Source organism: Mycobacterium sp. 236(2023), assembly GCF_029623955.1.
GTDB lineage: Bacteria > Actinomycetota > Actinomycetes > Mycobacteriales > Mycobacteriaceae > Mycobacterium.
This window is the reverse complement of record NZ_JARSBP010000013.1, coordinates 32,936-47,506: the sequence shown is the minus strand read 5'-3', so window position 1 is coordinate 47,506 and position 14,571 is coordinate 32,936. Positions and strand designations below refer to the sequence as shown.

Genomic DNA, 14,571 nt, shown 5'->3' with positions numbered 1-14,571 from the left:
CGTATACGTGTCTCCGAGTGTTCCGAGGGAAACCCATCCGCCGGTTGAGCGGCTCGAACGCCGCGGGGAACATGAAGTGCAGAAGGCCGATCGCGACGACTGCGGTTGATCCTACGAACTTCCCATCGGGGTCAGCGCCGACCACTATGATCTTTCCCCTGCGGTCCCGTGCCGCAACCCAGCAGCTCGTTCAGCGGTGTCACGTGCCCGATCCGACCTCCGGTCAGCAGAGGCTCGAGGACTAGGAGTTGGCGCATCACCCGGCGGTGAAGCAACGGGATCAGCGCGGCGTCGTGTCGGGGCCCAGCCGTGAGGACGAACTCCTCGAGGGCCCGGTCGCCCGCCGATCGGTCGGCGGGCCGAGCGCCGATCAGTCGCTCGATGTCATCGAGGTCGGCGGAGTCGACGGCGGGGCCGTACTCACTGAGACGGTGGCACAGTCGGGCGACGTCCGCCACCGAGGATCTCTGGTACTGGGCCATGCCGGCAGGCACGTCGAGTGATTCGACCATTGACGCCAGGCCGGCGACCGCACCGGGGTAGGCCGGAGGCGTGGGCTCGGGTAGCGAGACGGCCGGCAGCGGGATATCGGCCTGTCGGGCAATCGATTCGATCGCGTGCAGCGACAGGAGCTGAAACCACTCGACGTACTGGACGATGTCCGTCAGCGGAAGGTCTAGGTGCAGAACGATGGCGACACCGAGCGGCGTGCACAGGGCGAACTTGGCGGTGTGGAACTCGATGGCGGCGCGGTCGAGCGGCGTCCCGGAGACCTGCTCGTACCGCCTCAGCAACCGGCCCAGGTCGCCCATGGGCTCCGTCACGTTGCGCAGCCGCAGGCCCGCGAGGTCGTGGGAGGCGTCACCGATGTGGGCGAGTTCGACGTCGATGAGGCCGGTGATCCGACCGTCGGCGAACATGTACTGCCCGGTGTCGCCGAGAACGAACCGCGGGGTGGACACGTGGTTCGGTACGTTGCGGTGCAGCCATCCGATTGCGAACTCCAGCAGTGGTTCCGGGCGCTGTTTGAACTCCCGATAGCGAGTCACGAATGTCTCGAAGTAGTCGAGGGCGATCGCGCGCGGATCGGCGGGGACGCGCAGGCCCGCAGCGGCGAACGCCGCCGGATCGATCGCGTGCGCCCGTACAAGGGCGTCGACGTAGTCGTCCATGACCGCATCGCGGTCGCGGGGATCGGCGACGTCGCAAGGGTTCGGCGCACCCGGCAGGAGGTCCATCACGACCGCCGAGGCCTCGACGATTTCACCGTGGACGTGCGGGACCAGGATGTCGTGCGTTTCCATCACCCGCAGGATCTCCGCCTCTGCGGCGACGGTGGCGAAGCCGAATCCTTCGCGTTCACCACGGACGTAGAGACCGATGTTCCGGCCCCCGCGTTCAGCGGTGACGAACCAGGCTGGCCGCCAACGTTGCTGGCGTTCGAAGGTGCGTACCGGCCCGATGTGCTCGGAGATCCACGTCTCGACGACGGTATCGATCTCTGCGGTCATTACTGGACAATAATACATCTGGTGTGCTCTTGTTATAGCCTCGGAATCGGCCGCCGGAAGTGGTGGCGAGTGAGCTGGAGGCACCATGAGCCTGTTCGACGCGTTCTCCTATCGGGGTAAGCGCGTCCTCGTCGTCGGCGGTGCAACGGGAATGGGCAACGCCACAGCGAGACTCGCTCAGGACGCGGGCGCCGACGTCGTCGTCATGGACTACGCCGCGTGCGACCTCCCGGGCGTCACGACGATCCGCGTCAATCTCGCCGACAGGGGCAGCATCGACGCGGCGGCAGCGGAGTGTGGGGGTGCCGTGCACGCCCTCTTCGCGTGTGCGGGCGTGGCGGACGGCCCCGGCATCGAGCGGATCAACTTCATCGGCCACCGACACCTCATCGAGCGCTTGCGCGGTGACGGTGTGCTCGGCCGCGGGTCGGCGATCGGCTTCATCTCCTCGGCGGCCGGCCTGGCGTGGCGGTCGAATCTCGCACAGCTCAACGAGTTCCTCGACATCGTGGACTTCGACACCGCGACGGCGTGGGCGGTCGACCACGGGTGCGCGCACTACATGTTCACCAAACAGGCGGTGTGCGCGTACGTGGCTCGCGAGGCCATGGCTCTGATCTCCGACGGCATCCGGATCAACGCCATCTGTCCCGGCCCTACCGACACGCCGCTGGCGCAGGCGAACGCGGAACTCTGGCTGGACTTCGGCGCCGATTACCGCGCCAAGGTCGGCGTCGAGGCGGCCACGCCGATGGAGCAGGCGTATCCGCTGCTGTTCCTGTGCAGTGACGCGGCGAGTGTGGTCAACGGCATCACTATGGTGACGGACTCCGGTTACCTCAGCGCGGGTATCACCGAGGTGTTCCCTGCGGGCACGCCGATGGCGAAGATGCTGCTGGACGGGTAGCGACCGTGACTGCCGACTTCACCGACAGGGTCGTCGTCGTGACGGGCGCGAGCGGTGGTATCGGTCGTGTGATCGCGCGGCGGTACGCGCGCCGTGGCGCGACGGTCGCGTTGGTCGCCCGGCGGCCGGACGAACTCGCGGTCACCGCTGACGTGATCGGCGAGGAGGGCGGTGCCGCCTCCATCCACGTCGCCGACATCCGCGACGAGGACCAGTGCGGGGACGTCGTCTCCGTCATCGTGTCACGATGGGGGCGTCTCGACGTGCTCATCAACAACGCGGCCGTGCCGGGGGTGGACCAGACCGTCAGCACCGCGACCGTCGCCAACTGGCAGGACGTGTTCGCCACCAACCTGCTGGCGCCGATGGTGCTGACGCGGGAAGCCCTGTCCAAAGCCATGATTCCGGCCGGCCGGGGCAACGTCCAGTTCATGTCGTCGGCGGCCGCGCGCAACGTTCAGCCGCGCAAAGCGCACTATGCGGCGGCGAAGCTGGGGCTCTCGGCCCTTGCGCAGACGCTGGCGCTGGAGGTCGGCACGATCGGCATCCGGGTCAACACGGTAGTGGTCGGGAGCGTTGCCGGCGAACTGTTCGACACCTACGTGGCGCGCCGCGCCCGCGAGGACGGCGTCGATCCCGGGGATCTGCGCCGGCGTCTGGCCGCACTCAACAAGATCGGTCGGTTGGTGCAACCGGACGAGGTCGCGGAGGTGTCGATGTGGCTGGCGTCGGATGCCGCGTCGTCGATCACCGGCCAGGACATCAACGTGACAGGGGGATGAGTGTCCGGCACCATCGATGAACATCGGCTCGGCGATCTGCTGGCGCGAGACGAGATCCGCGCGCTTCCGCTCCGATACGCCGCGGCGGTAGAGTCGCGGGACGTGGATGCGATGACCGAGTTGTTTTCTCCCCGAGCGCAATTCGGCGACTTCGGCGAAGGCGCCGACGGACTGCGTGCCCTCATGGCGGACAGCCTCGGCGACAGCCTCTTCGCCGTCATCTTGGTCGCGAACCATCTCATCGACGTGCACGACGACATGCATGCGACCGGTCAGGTGTGGGCGCACTGCTACGCGCAGACACGATCGGATGGATTCCTCGACCAGCTCATCCGGTACGACGACACGTACGCCAAAGTCGACGGTCGGTGGCTGTTTGCTCATCGCAGGCATCGGCTGTGGTACGGGGTGGTGCACGATCGATCGCCGCTGACCCAACCGCCCGCCAACTGGCCGCGCAGTCAAATCGGTGTCGGTGACATCCCCCTGGCCGACCCCGAGTTCAACGCCTGGTGGAGTTCGCAGCAGTGAGTGATATCCGTTGTATGACAGATGGTCTCGCGTTCCCCGAGAGCCCCGTGGTGCACGCGGACGGTTCCGTCGTGGTGTCCGAGATGGCGGCTGGGCGGATCACCCGCGTGCGTCGCGACGGCACTACCGAGACCGTGGCCGACGTCGGCGGCGGGCCGAACGGCGTCGGGCTGCTACCCGACGGCCGGCTGGTGGTCTGCCAGAACGGGGGCTCGACGTTCGGCACGGGGTTCTGGCCCTACGACTTCGAGGGCTGCGCGCAGCTGTTCCGTCCGGTGGGGGCTGCGGCGCATCCGGTCACGCCGCAACTGCAAATAGTTGATGTCGACGGGTCGGTGCATACCCTGGCCATCGAATTCCGTTCCCGCGGCGGCCGCACTATGCCGCTGGTGCGGCCCAGTGACATTTGCGTCGATGCCGACGGTGGCTTCTACATGACCGATGGCGGCACCACCCACGATCGCCAGCGCACCATGACCGGGCTGCTCTACGGCACACCGGACGGTCAGCTCGAGGAGGTCGTCTACCCCCTCGAGATGCCCAACGGTGTCGCGCTGTCGCCGGAAGGGGACCGCGTCTACGTCGCCGAGACGCGCACCCGCCGGGTGTGGGAGTTCACGCTGTCGGCACCGGGTTGTGTTGCCAGTGCGCGGGGTCTCGCCACAGTCCCCAGCGGTGGTCCGCTCAACATCGGTGGCGCGGATGGCCTGTGCGTTGCCGCCGATGGAACCGTTCTCGTCGCGACGCTTGGCGCGGGTGGCGTCACCGCATTCACATCCTCGGGGGAGATGCTCGGGGCGCTGCCTCTCGACGACCCGATGACGACGAATCTGGCGCTGAGTGCCGACGAACGCACGCTTTACCTCACACTCGCATCCTCGGGCCGCCTGGTCGCCGTCGACGGTTGGCGGTCGGCGCTCGCGACGCCGACGTCGTGAGCGGCGTGCGCGGTCGCTAGCGCTCGGCACGCTCGTACCCAGCATGTGCGGCGCCGCGGTGCTGTGTGGTCTGGTGGTGACCGGGTTCACCGCAGCCACAACCGCCGACCCGATAGGCGAGGTGCGCGACGGGATGGCGCGGATCGGCGACGGCGACTACGAAGCGGGGTCGACGGGTTTGACCGCCGGGCATCGGAGTGTCCGCGGGGATCGCGTTGGACATCGCAACGCCCCTGCCTCACCTCAGTTCTTGATCTCCTTGTTCGCCATCTGGTTGGCGAGGTTCTCGATGAAGGCCCCGTAGCCGACGCCCCCGTGATCGGACATCACCGCGTCGTAGTCGTACTCCGGCGACTCGCCGTTGTTCGGCCGCCACCCGCTGTCGGCGGTGGACGCCTTGAAACCCTCCTCGGGGAAGGCGTACCACTTGCGGGCGTTCAGCTCGACGATCTTGTGGGCCTCTTCGTCGGGGACGGAGGCCAACATCTCCTCCGCGCGAGCTCGGCTCTTGGGCCAGAACGAATCAGAGTGCGGGTAGTCGCACTCCCAGGTGATGTTCTCGACGCCGATTTGGTGGCGCATCGCGACGCCGACCTCGTCCTCGATGAAGCACCCGGTGATGTTGCGGCGGAACAACTCCGACGGTGCGATGGTCGGGTGAATGTTCTGGTAGTACTTGTGCTTGCGCCACACGTAATCCGCCCGCTCGACGAGGTAGGGCATCCAGCCGATGCCGCCCTCGGAGAACGCCACCTTGAGGTTCGGGTGCTTGTGGAACACAGGGGAGAAGACCAGTTCGATGGCGGCCGCCATCGACGTCGTGCCCATCAGGGTGACCATCACCGCGAACGGCGCCTCGGGCGCGGTCGACGGCGGCATGCCGCCGGAGCCGAAGTGCATGACGGCGGTCATGTTGGTCTCCTCCAGCGCCGACCAGACCGGATCCCAGTGTGCGGTGTGGAAGCTGGGCAACCCCAGGTTCATCGGGTTGTCCGGAAGACCAACAGCCCGGCATCCTTTGGCCGCATTGCGTTCGATCTCGGCGACCATCAATCCGACGTCCCACAGCGGACTGATCATCATGGGAATGAAGCGAGCGGAGTCCGTCGAGCACCACTCGTCGAGCGAGAAGTCGTTCCACGCCTGGACGCTCAGAAGTGCGAGGTCCTTGTCGTCGCCCTCCAAGAACACCGTGCCGCAGAACCGTGGGAAGGAGGGAAAGCACAGCATCGCGTGCACCCCGTCGATGTCCATGTCGGCCAGGCGCGCCTTGGGGTCATAGCAGCCGGGGATCATGTCGTCGTAGCGAACCGGGTCGACGCCGAACTCTTCCGGCGACTTGCCGGCGACGGCATTCAAGCCAATGTTCGGGTAGCTGCGCCCCTCGTACACCCATTGGTGCATTGGAGGTTTACCGTCTCGTGGGAACTCAACGATCCGCGGCCCGTCCTCGATGTACTTCTTCGGCAGCCGATCCGTCCACACATGGGGAGGCTCGATCAGATGATCGTCGACGGACAGGAGCTTCATGGACGGTTGCAGCGGCATCGTCGATCCTTCTCGGTGGCAACTGTTAGGCTTGAAGTCAGCGGAACAAATGAACAGAATTTGCTTATTTGACTATAGCGTGGCCGGACGAGGAGGGCGAGTATGGACCCCAGCGAACGCATCCCGCACGACGACTGGGTGGACCAAGACCTACTCACGCGCGACGAGGCGGCCGCACGCCTCATCGACGAGATCGCCGAGGTGACCCGCGTAATCGAGGCAGGCAATGGCGACGAGGTCATGCACCGCCGGCTGTCAGGCATGAAAGAAGCGCTGAAGCACTACCAGCAGGGCTGACCCGTCACGTTCGCGGCAGGCCCAGCACCCTCTGCGCGACGATGTTGCGCTGAATCTGCGCGGTGCCACCGTAGATCCCTGCTGCTCGTGACCATACGTAGACGTCCCACTCCAAACCTTCGGCAAGCACCGGTGCGCTCCCGCGCACGTCCATGATGGTATGCCCGAACGCCTGGTCAGCCCTGGCCATCAGCAGCTTGTCGACCGAACCCTCGGCACCGGGTAGCGCGCCGTTGACTCGCTCGGTGAGTGAGCGCTGCACCTTCACCTGCAGCGCTCGCAGTTCGGTGTAGGCCTCACCGAGCCTGGCTCTCGACGCCGGAGTATCCGGGAGCCGGCCGGAACGGACGTCGTCCTCGAGTGCCCGCAACTGGACGGCGAGCCGACTGATCCAGTTGATATCGCTGGGACCGCGTTCGTACGCCAGCAGTTGGTTCGCGATCGACCAGCCCTCGCCCCGCTCGCCGAGGAGGTTCTCGGCGGGCACCTCGACGTCGGTGAACGTCACCTCCGCGAACTCCCGGTTGCGGGCGGCGTTGACGATGGGCGCCACCTCGATGCCCGGCGTCGACATCGGTACCAGCAGAACCGATATGCCGGCGTGCTTGGCGGCGTCGGGTTCGGTGCGGCACAACAGGAAACACCAGTCCGCGACCGCCGCGAAACTGGTCCAGATCTTCCTGCCGTTGATTCGGAACATCGGCCTGTCGTCGACCTCGACGCTCTCGGCCCTCGTCTTGAGGCTCGCGAGATCCGATCCGGCTTCGGGTTCGCTGAACCCCTGGCACCACCGCACCGCACCCGACAGCAGACCCTGCAGTAGTTCCGCCCGCTGCCACTCGGAACCGAAGAGGCGCAGCGCGTTCGACAGGTGGCCCACGCCCTCGATGGGCGGTGCACCCGCTCGGCCGAGTTCATCGTTGAGGATCGCCTCGTAGATCGGCGACAACCCGTGGCCGCCGTACTCGGTCGGAAACGACAACCCGATGTATCCCGCTTCGTACAGCGTGTGGTGCCAGGCGTTGGCGGCATCGGCCCGTTGGCCGGGATCGTCAGGAACAACGGCTTCCACGGCGTGTTCGGTCAGCCAGGCGCGCAGCCGGGCACGGAACTCGGCTTCCTCTGGTGTATCGGTGAAGTCCATGTCGTCGTCAGCTCAACTCTCGATCGGCCAGTCGCATGTCGGCGATGGCCGCGTATTGTGCAGTCTCGTCACCGAAGAGCCGGCGGTTCAACAACATTCGGCGCAACCTCAGATGCGCTGAGTGCTCCCACGTGATCGAGATGCCGCCGAACACTTGCATCGCGCTCTCGACGACGTCGCGGCCTGCCGCCGACGCGTAGGCCTTCGCGGCACGGGCGGCAAGTAGCGCCTGGTCCGCGGGCAGGTGGTCAACCGCCCACGCCGCGTGCCACAAACAGCTGCGTGCACCCTCTAGCCGGACGAGCGAATCGGCGAGCAGGTGCTGAATCGCCTGGAAAGCACCGATCTTGACGCCGAACTGAACCCGCTCTCCCGCGTAGCGGACGGCGTCGTCGAGAGCGCCGGCCATGACACCGACCAGATCGGCGGCGACGGCGGTCAGTGCCATCGCCTGGACCGAATTCCATCGGTCGGCCGTGATCGGATCACCGACTGGAACCGGCGACTCCAGTTCCGCAGCGGTCACCTCGCGCATCGCGCGGGTGAGGTCCAGTCCAGTGTCGGTGTCGGCCGCCGCGACAGCGGCGGAGACCAGCCGTCGAGCGCCGGCCTCAGGAACGGCGAACAGCACGTGAGTTGCTCCCGCCGCATCGACAGCGACGCCGCTTTGCGCCGTCTGGGCGAAGTCCATCAGATCCCCCGACAGAACCGGCGCGATACGCAGGGCGCCTTCCGCGACGAGTTCAACTTCCTTGTCAGCGCCCGCAGCATGCAAGAGCTCGGTGGCCAGTGCAGCTTGGCCGAGCGCTGGTACCGCCGTCAGCCGGCGTGCCAGCTCCTCGAGCGCGACGACAGTCTCGACGCCGCTTGCGTCCAGACCCCAGTTCGACGGTGCGCGTAACGCGGGAAGGCCGAGCTCCACGATGCGCTGCCACTGGCGATCAAGGTCATCGCCGGATGCGATGTGGTCGGCGTTGGTCGTCGCGATCGTGTCCGCGAGTCTGGCCGTGGTCTCGCGCAACATATCCTGTTCGTCGGTGAGTCCGATGTACACGTCGGCTGCGCCTAGTCGTCTTCGCGCAATGTCAGGGCGATCTTGGGGCACAACGACACGGCCTCGCGTACCTCCCCTTCGCGGTCGGCGGGAACTTCATCGCCGATAGCCACTGCCAGGTCTTCATCGTCGAGGTCGAAGACGTCCGGGGCGATTCCCACGCACACCGCGTTCGACTCGCAGAGATCCCGGTCCACCTCTACCCGCATCCGATACCCCTTCCACGTGCCGAGTGTCGGCGATCTGCCATGATACTGAATGATAGGACGATATTTGTTCAACTGTTACATCCATGGAGGATCGTATGGGCCGGCTCGACGACCGCAGCGCTTTGGTGACCGGTGGAGCCCAGGGGCTCGGCAGGGCGATCTCCCGGCGGTTGGCGGCTGAAGGCGCCGCCGTAACCATCGTCGATCTCAATGAGGACAAGGCCGCAGAGTGTATCGGCCTCATCGAACAGGCCGGCGGTGTCGCGCGGTTCGTGAAGGCGAACGTCGCCAAGCGTGACGACATCGCCGCGGCGGTCGAAGCCTCCGCTTCCGATGGCGCACTGCACGTTCTGGTGAACGCAGCGCAGTACTTCGCGATGCCCAAAGCTCTAGAACTGGTCTCGGACAAGGACTGGGAGCTGTCGGAGGCGACAGGGCCCAAAGCGACCTTCCGATTCATGCAACTTGCACACCCGTATCTCAAGGCGGCGAGCACCGCGTCCGTAATCAACTTTGTCTCGGGCTCTGCGCTGGGTGGAATCGCTTACACGGGACCCTATTCCGCGGCCAAGGGGGCAATCGGCGCACTGACGAAAGTCGCGGCCAACGAGTGGGCCCCTCACGGTATCCGAGTGAACGCGGTGTGCCCCTTCGCTTTGACCGATGTGCAGCGCGACATGATCGGCACGGAGTGGGACAACTACACCAGAACTGCGGACGCCTCGCCGATGAAGAGGGGTGCTGACCCCGACGCCGAGATCGCGCCCGCCGTGGCGTTCCTCGCCAGTGACGACGCGGCCTTTGTCACTGGGACAGTGCTGCATATCGACGGTGGGATGACCGAGCTGTCGACCGTCGACTACTCGAAGTCGCCGGGCGTCTTCACGCAAGCATGACCGTAGCGGTGCCGGGCGTCGTGCTCGTTCCGTTCTGATCGACGACGTCGACGATGAGGTGCACCAGGGCGGCTCCGTCGACGATCTCCTTGCCGACCACCTCGCCGACAGCCCGCAGGACGTCACCCTTTTGGTTCATGCTCCTGTATTTGGCGTTCAGAGAACAGATCTGTCCGTTGTCACCGATCCAAGCGCGAAGCATGTTGGTCAAGTACGCCAGCCGCAAGTTGCCCATGCCGAAGGCGCCGCCCTCGTTGCCCGCGGCCCGGCCCGCGTCGTCGTCCATGTGGATCGGGATAAATTCGTCGTTGACGGCGGCGTAACGGTTCCACTCCGCGAAACCGGTTGTCCTGACGTACTCGGGGAGCTCGTCGCCTACGGCTACTGCGTTGAAATCAATTGTCACAGTGCAATTCCCAAAACCTTGGTGTCGAGATATTCTGCGATCCCGGCTCGGGCGCCTTCGCGACCGAGACCGCTCTCCTTGATCCCGCCGAACGGAACGGCTGCCGACGTCGGATTGATGTCGTTGATGCCGATCATCCCGAAGTCCAGCGCTTCGGCAACCCGGATGGCGCGGCTGATGTCACGGGTATATATGTAGCCGGCCAGACCGTAACTCGTCGCGTTGGCCACGCTGATGGCCTCGTCCTCATCGTCGAACACCATGACCGGTGCGATGGGACCGAACGTCTCCTCCGAGCAGATCAACATGTCCGGCGTTACCTCTGACAAGATCGTCGGCGCGAAGAAGTGGCCGTCGTCGAAGCCGGGGCCGCTCAGGCGGTTTCCGCCGGTGACGACCTCGGCGCCCTTGGCGGTGGCATCGGCGACCTGACGTTCCATCTTCTTGATGGCGAGATCGTCGATCAGCGGTCCCACCGTCGTCCCTTTCACCAGACCGTCACCGGGCGTGAGCTTCTCCACTCTGGCGCGCAGCGTCGCGAGGAACGGCACGGCGATCGACCGGTGAACGATGAATCGGTTCGGGCAGATGCACGCCTGTCCGGTGTTGAGGAACTTCACCAGCGCCGCACCCTTGGCCGCGTGCTCCGGGTCCGCGTCGGCGAACACCAGGAACGGCGCGTGGCCGCCGAGTTCCATCGACACCCGCTTCATGGTGCCGCCCGCCCGCGAGGCAATCATCTTGCCGATCTCGGTGGACCCGGTGAAGCTGACCTTGCGCACGCGCGCGTCGGCGAGGATCTCGTCGGCCACGGGCTCGGGGTCCGCGCAGGTGACGAGGTTGACCACGCCGGGGGGTACACCGGCGTCGGCGAACACGCGAAACGTCTCGATCGCGCACAGCGGGGTCTGTTCGGCAGGCTTGAGTACCGACGTACATCCCGCGGCGAGCGCGGGTGCCACCTTGCGGGTGATCATCGAGATCGGGTAGTTCCATGGCGTAATCGCCGCGCACACGCCGACGGGCTGCTGCAGCACCAGGAAGCGCTGGTCGGCGCGTGCCGACGGAATGACCTCCCCATAGACGCGTTTCGCCTCCTCGGCGAACCACAGCAGGAAATCCGCGGCGTAGCCGACTTCGGTGCGGGCCATGCGCAACGGCTTGCCCTGCTCCCTGGTCATCAGCGTGGCCAACTCGTCCTGGCGTTCGATCATCAGCCGGTGCGCCGCGGCCAGGATCTCCGCACGCGCGTACGCGGTCGTCGCGCGCCACGCGGGGAGCGCGGCGACCGCAGCGTCGATCGCCTCCTTGGCATCGGCGCGGCCACCGTCGGGCGCAGTGCCCAACACGTCGCCGGTGGCGGGGTTGGTGCTCTCGAAACTGTTGCCCGACAATGCCGATCGCCATTCGCCGTTGATGTACACCCTGGTCCTCCTCCGAGGTCAGTACCGAATGACGGTGTCGATGCGAGTGCGGACCACGTCGCCATGCTGGTTGCGCAGCTCGCGTTCCAACTTCAGATAGAGCATCCGGCCCAGCTTGCCGTCGCGCTCGGTCGCCTCCCTGATGCGCCAGCGGCTGCGGATCACGTCGCCCGGGCGCATCGGCTGGCCGAAGGTGAACTCGACTCCGCCGTTGAGCATTCGCTGTCCTGGCTCTCCCGGCCGGGGGAGTGCGTAGGCGGCCGGACCCGCGTCCAGCGGTTCGATCGGCCAGGCGAAGGGATTGAAGTCGTCGGGAGCGATGATGTCGCCCCAGCGGGTGGTGCGCGCGTAGTCCTCGTCCCAGAAAAGCCGCGGCGGTTGCTCAGGCCAGTGGGTCGCGATCGCCCACCGCCGAATGTCGGACCGATCGATGGGAAAGGACGCCCCGTCCTGGTCGTGCCACACGCCGATGACGGCGGCGAGTCGTTCGGTGATCAGGGTTCCGGTCACGCGCCACTCCTTTTGCGGCGAACGTCTTTGAACGGGACGCCGCGGTCGGCGGCGTGCTCGCGGGGGAACTCCAGCACCCGTTCGGCGATGATGTTCCTGGCGATTTCGGTGGTGCCTCCACCGATATTGACAGCTTGACGAGAAAGGAACCTCTCACCGATCGAGATGAACGGCGAATCATCTTCGCCGACAACGCTTGCGGACCCGAGCAACGCGACGGCGGTATCGAGCACCAGATTCTCGCACTCGGCATAGTAGAGCCTCGTCATGGACCCGGAGGCAGGCGGCATACGTCCGCTCGAAACGCCGTGGAATACGTGCTCGCCCAACGCCTTCTCGACCATGCGGTGTGTCAAGGCGCGTCCGGCGAGTCGGCGGGCCCATCGGTCACCCGATTGTCCGGTGGTTGTGACCAGTTTGACGAGGTCGATCGGCCCACTACGGCCGGATTCAGCGGCTCCGCAGTTGGCGTACTCCGAACCCTTGGCCACCGCACGGCGTTCGTGGAAAAGCTGTCGCGATGCCACGGCCCACCCACCTCCGACCTCACCGACGACGTGCTCGTCGCCTAGTTCGACGTCGTCGAGGAACTCCTCGCAGAATTCCGCGGAGCGATTCACCTGCCGAATCCTGCGCAGCGCCAGGCCAGGGGCGTCCAGCGGCACCAGGAACATCGTCAGGCCCTCGTGCTTCGGCACGCTCCAGTCCGTGCGGGCCAGGCAGAGCCCGAAGTCTGCTGCGAAGGCGCTGCTGCTCCACGTTTTGGCGCCGTTGAGCACCCACGTGTCGGCACGGCGTTCGGCGCGGGTGATGACGCCGGCGAGATCAGACCCACCGCTGGGTTCGGACAGCAGTTGGCACAACACCTCGTCACCGCGAAGGGCGGCGGCGACGTGTGTGCGCTTTTGGTCTTCGCTTCCGGCGTCCAGAAGTGTGGGGCCGCATATGGTCAAGCTCGGGATGTTGAGTACAAGCGGCATTTCGTAGGGCTCGGCGACTTCGTTGAACGCGACCTGATACGCGTAGTCGAGTCCCAACCCGCCATACTCGCTGGGGTAGCAGATTCCCGCGAAACCGCCGTCAAAGAGTCGGCGTTGCAGTTCCCTGGCGCGTCTCCACGTGGCTTCCTCCGCGCGGTCGGCGAACGGTGTGTCGGTCCCGAGCATCGGCATGTTGGCTGCAAGCCACGACTGGGCCCGGGTGCGGAAGGCGGCGACGGTTTCGGTCATTGACATTCCTCCCGAGCCTGTACAAGCGCGAACAGTCGTTCCCAGTGCTCCTCAGTGCTACCGAACAGGGCGCGATCGACTTCGACACGCCGTAGGAACACATGTAAGTCGTGCTCCCACGTCACGCCGATGCCACCGTGCAGTTGGACGCAGTCCTGAATGATTTTGACCGAGTACTCGCCGACGTAAGCCTTTGCCGCACTGACCGACAGTGCGGCAGCGTCCGCTCGTGCCGCTACATCGCCTGTCGCCTGCGCCACTATGGCGCGGCACGCCTCGAATTGTGTCTTCATGTCGGCGAAGCGATGCTTGAGCGCCTGGTACGACGCCAGCGGCCGACCGAAGCTATGCCGATCCACAGCCCACGCGACAGTCATATTGAAGACGGTGTCCAGGGCGCCGACCATCTCCGCGCACTGCAGCAGCTGCACGATCAATGTCTGACGGGCCACCAGTTCCGCTGTCTCAGAGGAGGTTCCGACAGCAGCGTGAGAGTTGACCTCGACGCCGTCGAACTCGACCGCGGCGTAGTCGCGAACAAGGTCGACTCCCGCCAGCGGACGAACCGAGACGCCCGGCGAATCCGACGGCACCAGAAACTGCCGAAAACCGTCGTCCGCACGCGCCATCACCAGGAACACATCGGCGGTGTTACCCGCCTCCACGCGGTCTTTGATCCCGTCGATCCGAAACCCTTCCCGCGTCGTCGTGGCCCGGGTGGTCGGGGCGTCTCCGAATCGAGCTCCTGGTTCGTCGACGGCCCACGCTGCGACGCGGGTGCCGTCCACCAGCGCATCGAGAGTGTCGGCGTGCGCAGCGGCGATGCTCGACTCGGCCAACGCCGCGGCGACTGCGCTGACCGGAAGTAGCGGGCCCGGAGCAGCACTCCGGCCGAAGAGCTCGGCGATCATCGCCAACTCGGACACTCCGTCGCCGGACACGGACCCGCCGCCGAGTTGCTCGGGTACGAGCAGAGCGGCCCAGCCGAGTGCGGCTCCTCGCCGCCACCAATCGCGTTCGAACGGGATGCCGAGCTCGTGCAACTCGCGGACTCGCGTCAAGGGCGCCTCGCGATCGAGGAAAGCTCTCGTGGTGGACACGAACAACTCGACCTCGGCGTCGCTGGCCACAGCTGTGGACACTCCCCGTCCCTCCCGTCAGGCCGACAACCGGCCCGCGGCCGGG

17 protein-coding genes are annotated in these 14,571 nt (G+C 66.0%); 6 read left to right on the top strand and 11 right to left on the bottom strand.

Features of this window, described 5'->3' with window-relative positions:
• Positions 1 to 131: 131 nt before the first annotated feature.
• Entirely contained in the window at positions 132 to 1,511 is a 1,380-nt protein-coding gene (locus P9A17_RS31505) for a phosphotransferase (protein WP_278042737.1), read from the bottom strand.
• A gap of 85 nt (positions 1,512 to 1,596) precedes the next feature.
• Here P9A17_RS31505 and P9A17_RS31500 point away from each other — a divergent pair, with 85 nt between their 5' ends.
• Genes P9A17_RS31500 through P9A17_RS31485 form a run of 4 tightly spaced genes read left to right on the top strand, consistent with a single transcriptional unit; the run spans position 1,597 to position 4,669 of the window.
• On the top strand, positions 1,597 to 2,418 hold the full coding sequence (locus P9A17_RS31500; protein ID WP_278042736.1) for an SDR family oxidoreductase: 822 nt from the start codon (positions 1,597 to 1,599) through the stop codon (positions 2,416 to 2,418).
• A gap of 5 nt (positions 2,419 to 2,423) precedes the next feature.
• Positions 2,424 to 3,200 (top strand): SDR family oxidoreductase, encoded by a 777-nt coding sequence (locus tag P9A17_RS31495; protein WP_278042735.1) that lies wholly within the window; start codon positions 2,424 to 2,426, stop codon positions 3,198 to 3,200.
• The gene (locus tag P9A17_RS31490) at positions 3,201 to 3,731 is read left to right on the top strand and encodes a nuclear transport factor 2 family protein (protein ID WP_278042734.1); all 531 of its coding nucleotides are present in this window, start codon (positions 3,201 to 3,203) and stop codon (positions 3,729 to 3,731) included.
• Between the two features lie 14 nt (positions 3,732 to 3,745).
• Positions 3,746 to 4,669, top strand: coding sequence for an SMP-30/gluconolactonase/LRE family protein (locus P9A17_RS31485; RefSeq protein ID WP_278042733.1), 924 nt, complete (start codon positions 3,746 to 3,748; stop codon positions 4,667 to 4,669).
• A 16-nt stretch (positions 4,670 to 4,685) separates the two neighbouring features.
• On the opposite strand, the gene P9A17_RS31480 is transcribed toward P9A17_RS31485, so the two are convergent.
• Positions 4,686 to 4,892, bottom strand: coding sequence for a hypothetical protein (locus P9A17_RS31480; protein ID WP_278042732.1), 207 nt, complete (start codon positions 4,890 to 4,892; stop codon positions 4,686 to 4,688).
• A 20-nt stretch (positions 4,893 to 4,912) separates the two neighbouring features.
• Positions 4,913 to 6,217 (bottom strand): amidohydrolase family protein, encoded by a 1,305-nt coding sequence (locus tag P9A17_RS31475; protein WP_278042731.1) that lies wholly within the window; start codon positions 6,215 to 6,217, stop codon positions 4,913 to 4,915.
• 102 nt (positions 6,218 to 6,319) lie between these two features.
• Between P9A17_RS31475 and P9A17_RS31470 the strand changes: the two genes are divergently transcribed.
• Entirely contained in the window at positions 6,320 to 6,514 is a 195-nt protein-coding gene (locus P9A17_RS31470; protein WP_278042730.1) for a hypothetical protein, read from the top strand.
• Between the two features lie 4 nt (positions 6,515 to 6,518).
• On the opposite strand, the gene P9A17_RS31465 is transcribed toward P9A17_RS31470, so the two are convergent.
• Genes P9A17_RS31465 through P9A17_RS31455 form a run of 3 tightly spaced genes read right to left on the bottom strand, consistent with a single transcriptional unit; the run spans position 6,519 to position 8,921 of the window.
• Positions 6,519 to 7,658, bottom strand: coding sequence for an acyl-CoA dehydrogenase family protein (locus tag P9A17_RS31465; protein ID WP_278042729.1), 1,140 nt, complete (start codon positions 7,656 to 7,658; stop codon positions 6,519 to 6,521).
• A gap of 7 nt (positions 7,659 to 7,665) precedes the next feature.
• Positions 7,666 to 8,712: an acyl-CoA dehydrogenase family protein gene (locus tag P9A17_RS31460; protein ID WP_278042728.1), complete on the bottom strand. Its 1,047-nt coding sequence runs from the start codon at positions 8,710 to 8,712 to the stop codon at positions 7,666 to 7,668.
• 11 nt (positions 8,713 to 8,723) lie between these two features.
• Positions 8,724 to 8,921, bottom strand: a complete 198-nt coding sequence (locus P9A17_RS31455) for a ferredoxin (RefSeq protein ID WP_278042727.1) — start codon at positions 8,919 to 8,921, stop codon at positions 8,724 to 8,726.
• Positions 8,922 to 9,004: 83 nt separating this feature from the next.
• Between P9A17_RS31455 and P9A17_RS31450 the strand changes: the two genes are divergently transcribed.
• Positions 9,005 to 9,817 (top strand): SDR family NAD(P)-dependent oxidoreductase, encoded by an 813-nt coding sequence (locus P9A17_RS31450; protein ID WP_278042726.1) that lies wholly within the window; start codon positions 9,005 to 9,007, stop codon positions 9,815 to 9,817.
• On the opposite strand, the gene P9A17_RS31445 is transcribed toward P9A17_RS31450, so the two are convergent.
• The 5 genes from P9A17_RS31445 to P9A17_RS31425 are packed head-to-tail and all read right to left on the bottom strand — an operon-like array spanning position 9,804 to position 14,528.
• A complete protein-coding gene (locus tag P9A17_RS31445) occupies positions 9,804 to 10,223 on the bottom strand; it encodes a MaoC/PaaZ C-terminal domain-containing protein (RefSeq protein WP_278042725.1) in 420 nt (139 codons plus the stop codon). The genes P9A17_RS31450 and P9A17_RS31445 overlap by 14 nt on opposite strands.
• Positions 10,220 to 11,647 (bottom strand): NAD-dependent succinate-semialdehyde dehydrogenase, encoded by a 1,428-nt coding sequence (locus P9A17_RS31440; protein ID WP_278042724.1) that lies wholly within the window; start codon positions 11,645 to 11,647, stop codon positions 10,220 to 10,222. The genes P9A17_RS31445 and P9A17_RS31440 overlap by 4 nt, the downstream gene beginning before the upstream one ends.
• Positions 11,648 to 11,665: 18 nt before the next feature.
• Complete coding sequence (locus P9A17_RS31435) at positions 11,666 to 12,157, bottom strand: MaoC family dehydratase N-terminal domain-containing protein (protein WP_278042723.1); 492 nt, start codon at positions 12,155 to 12,157, stop codon at positions 11,666 to 11,668.
• Entirely contained in the window at positions 12,154 to 13,386 is a 1,233-nt protein-coding gene (locus P9A17_RS31430; protein WP_278042722.1) for an acyl-CoA dehydrogenase family protein, read from the bottom strand. The genes P9A17_RS31435 and P9A17_RS31430 overlap by 4 nt, the downstream gene beginning before the upstream one ends.
• Positions 13,383 to 14,528 carry an acyl-CoA dehydrogenase family protein gene (locus P9A17_RS31425; protein WP_278042721.1) on the bottom strand — a complete coding sequence of 382 codons (1,146 nt, stop codon included), beginning with the start codon at positions 14,526 to 14,528 and terminating at the stop codon, positions 13,383 to 13,385. The genes P9A17_RS31430 and P9A17_RS31425 overlap by 4 nt, the downstream gene beginning before the upstream one ends.
• Positions 14,529 to 14,571 lie beyond the last annotated feature (43 nt).

Coding starts and splice junctions, on each gene's coding strand:
- P9A17_RS31505 (WP_278042737.1), bottom strand. CDS start 1,511: ATGACCGCAGAGATCGATACCGTCGTCGAGACGTGGATCTCCGAGCAC.
- P9A17_RS31500 (WP_278042736.1), top strand. CDS start 1,597: ATGAGCCTGTTCGACGCGTTCTCCTATCGGGGTAAGCGCGTCCTCGTC.
- P9A17_RS31485 (WP_278042733.1), top strand. CDS start 3,746: ATGACAGATGGTCTCGCGTTCCCCGAGAGCCCCGTGGTGCACGCGGAC.
- P9A17_RS31480 (WP_278042732.1), bottom strand. CDS start 4,892: ATGTCCAACGCGATCCCCGCGGACACTCCGATGCCCGGCGGTCAAACC.
- P9A17_RS31475 (WP_278042731.1), bottom strand. CDS start 6,217: ATGCCGCTGCAACCGTCCATGAAGCTCCTGTCCGTCGACGATCATCTG.
- P9A17_RS31470 (WP_278042730.1), top strand. CDS start 6,320: ATGGACCCCAGCGAACGCATCCCGCACGACGACTGGGTGGACCAAGAC.
- P9A17_RS31465 (WP_278042729.1), bottom strand. CDS start 7,658: ATGGACTTCACCGATACACCAGAGGAAGCCGAGTTCCGTGCCCGGCTG.
- P9A17_RS31455 (WP_278042727.1), bottom strand. CDS start 8,921: ATGCGGGTAGAGGTGGACCGGGATCTCTGCGAGTCGAACGCGGTGTGC.
- P9A17_RS31450 (WP_278042726.1), top strand. CDS start 9,005: ATGGAGGATCGTATGGGCCGGCTCGACGACCGCAGCGCTTTGGTGACC.
- P9A17_RS31430 (WP_278042722.1), bottom strand. CDS start 13,386: ATGACCGAAACCGTCGCCGCCTTCCGCACCCGGGCCCAGTCGTGGCTT.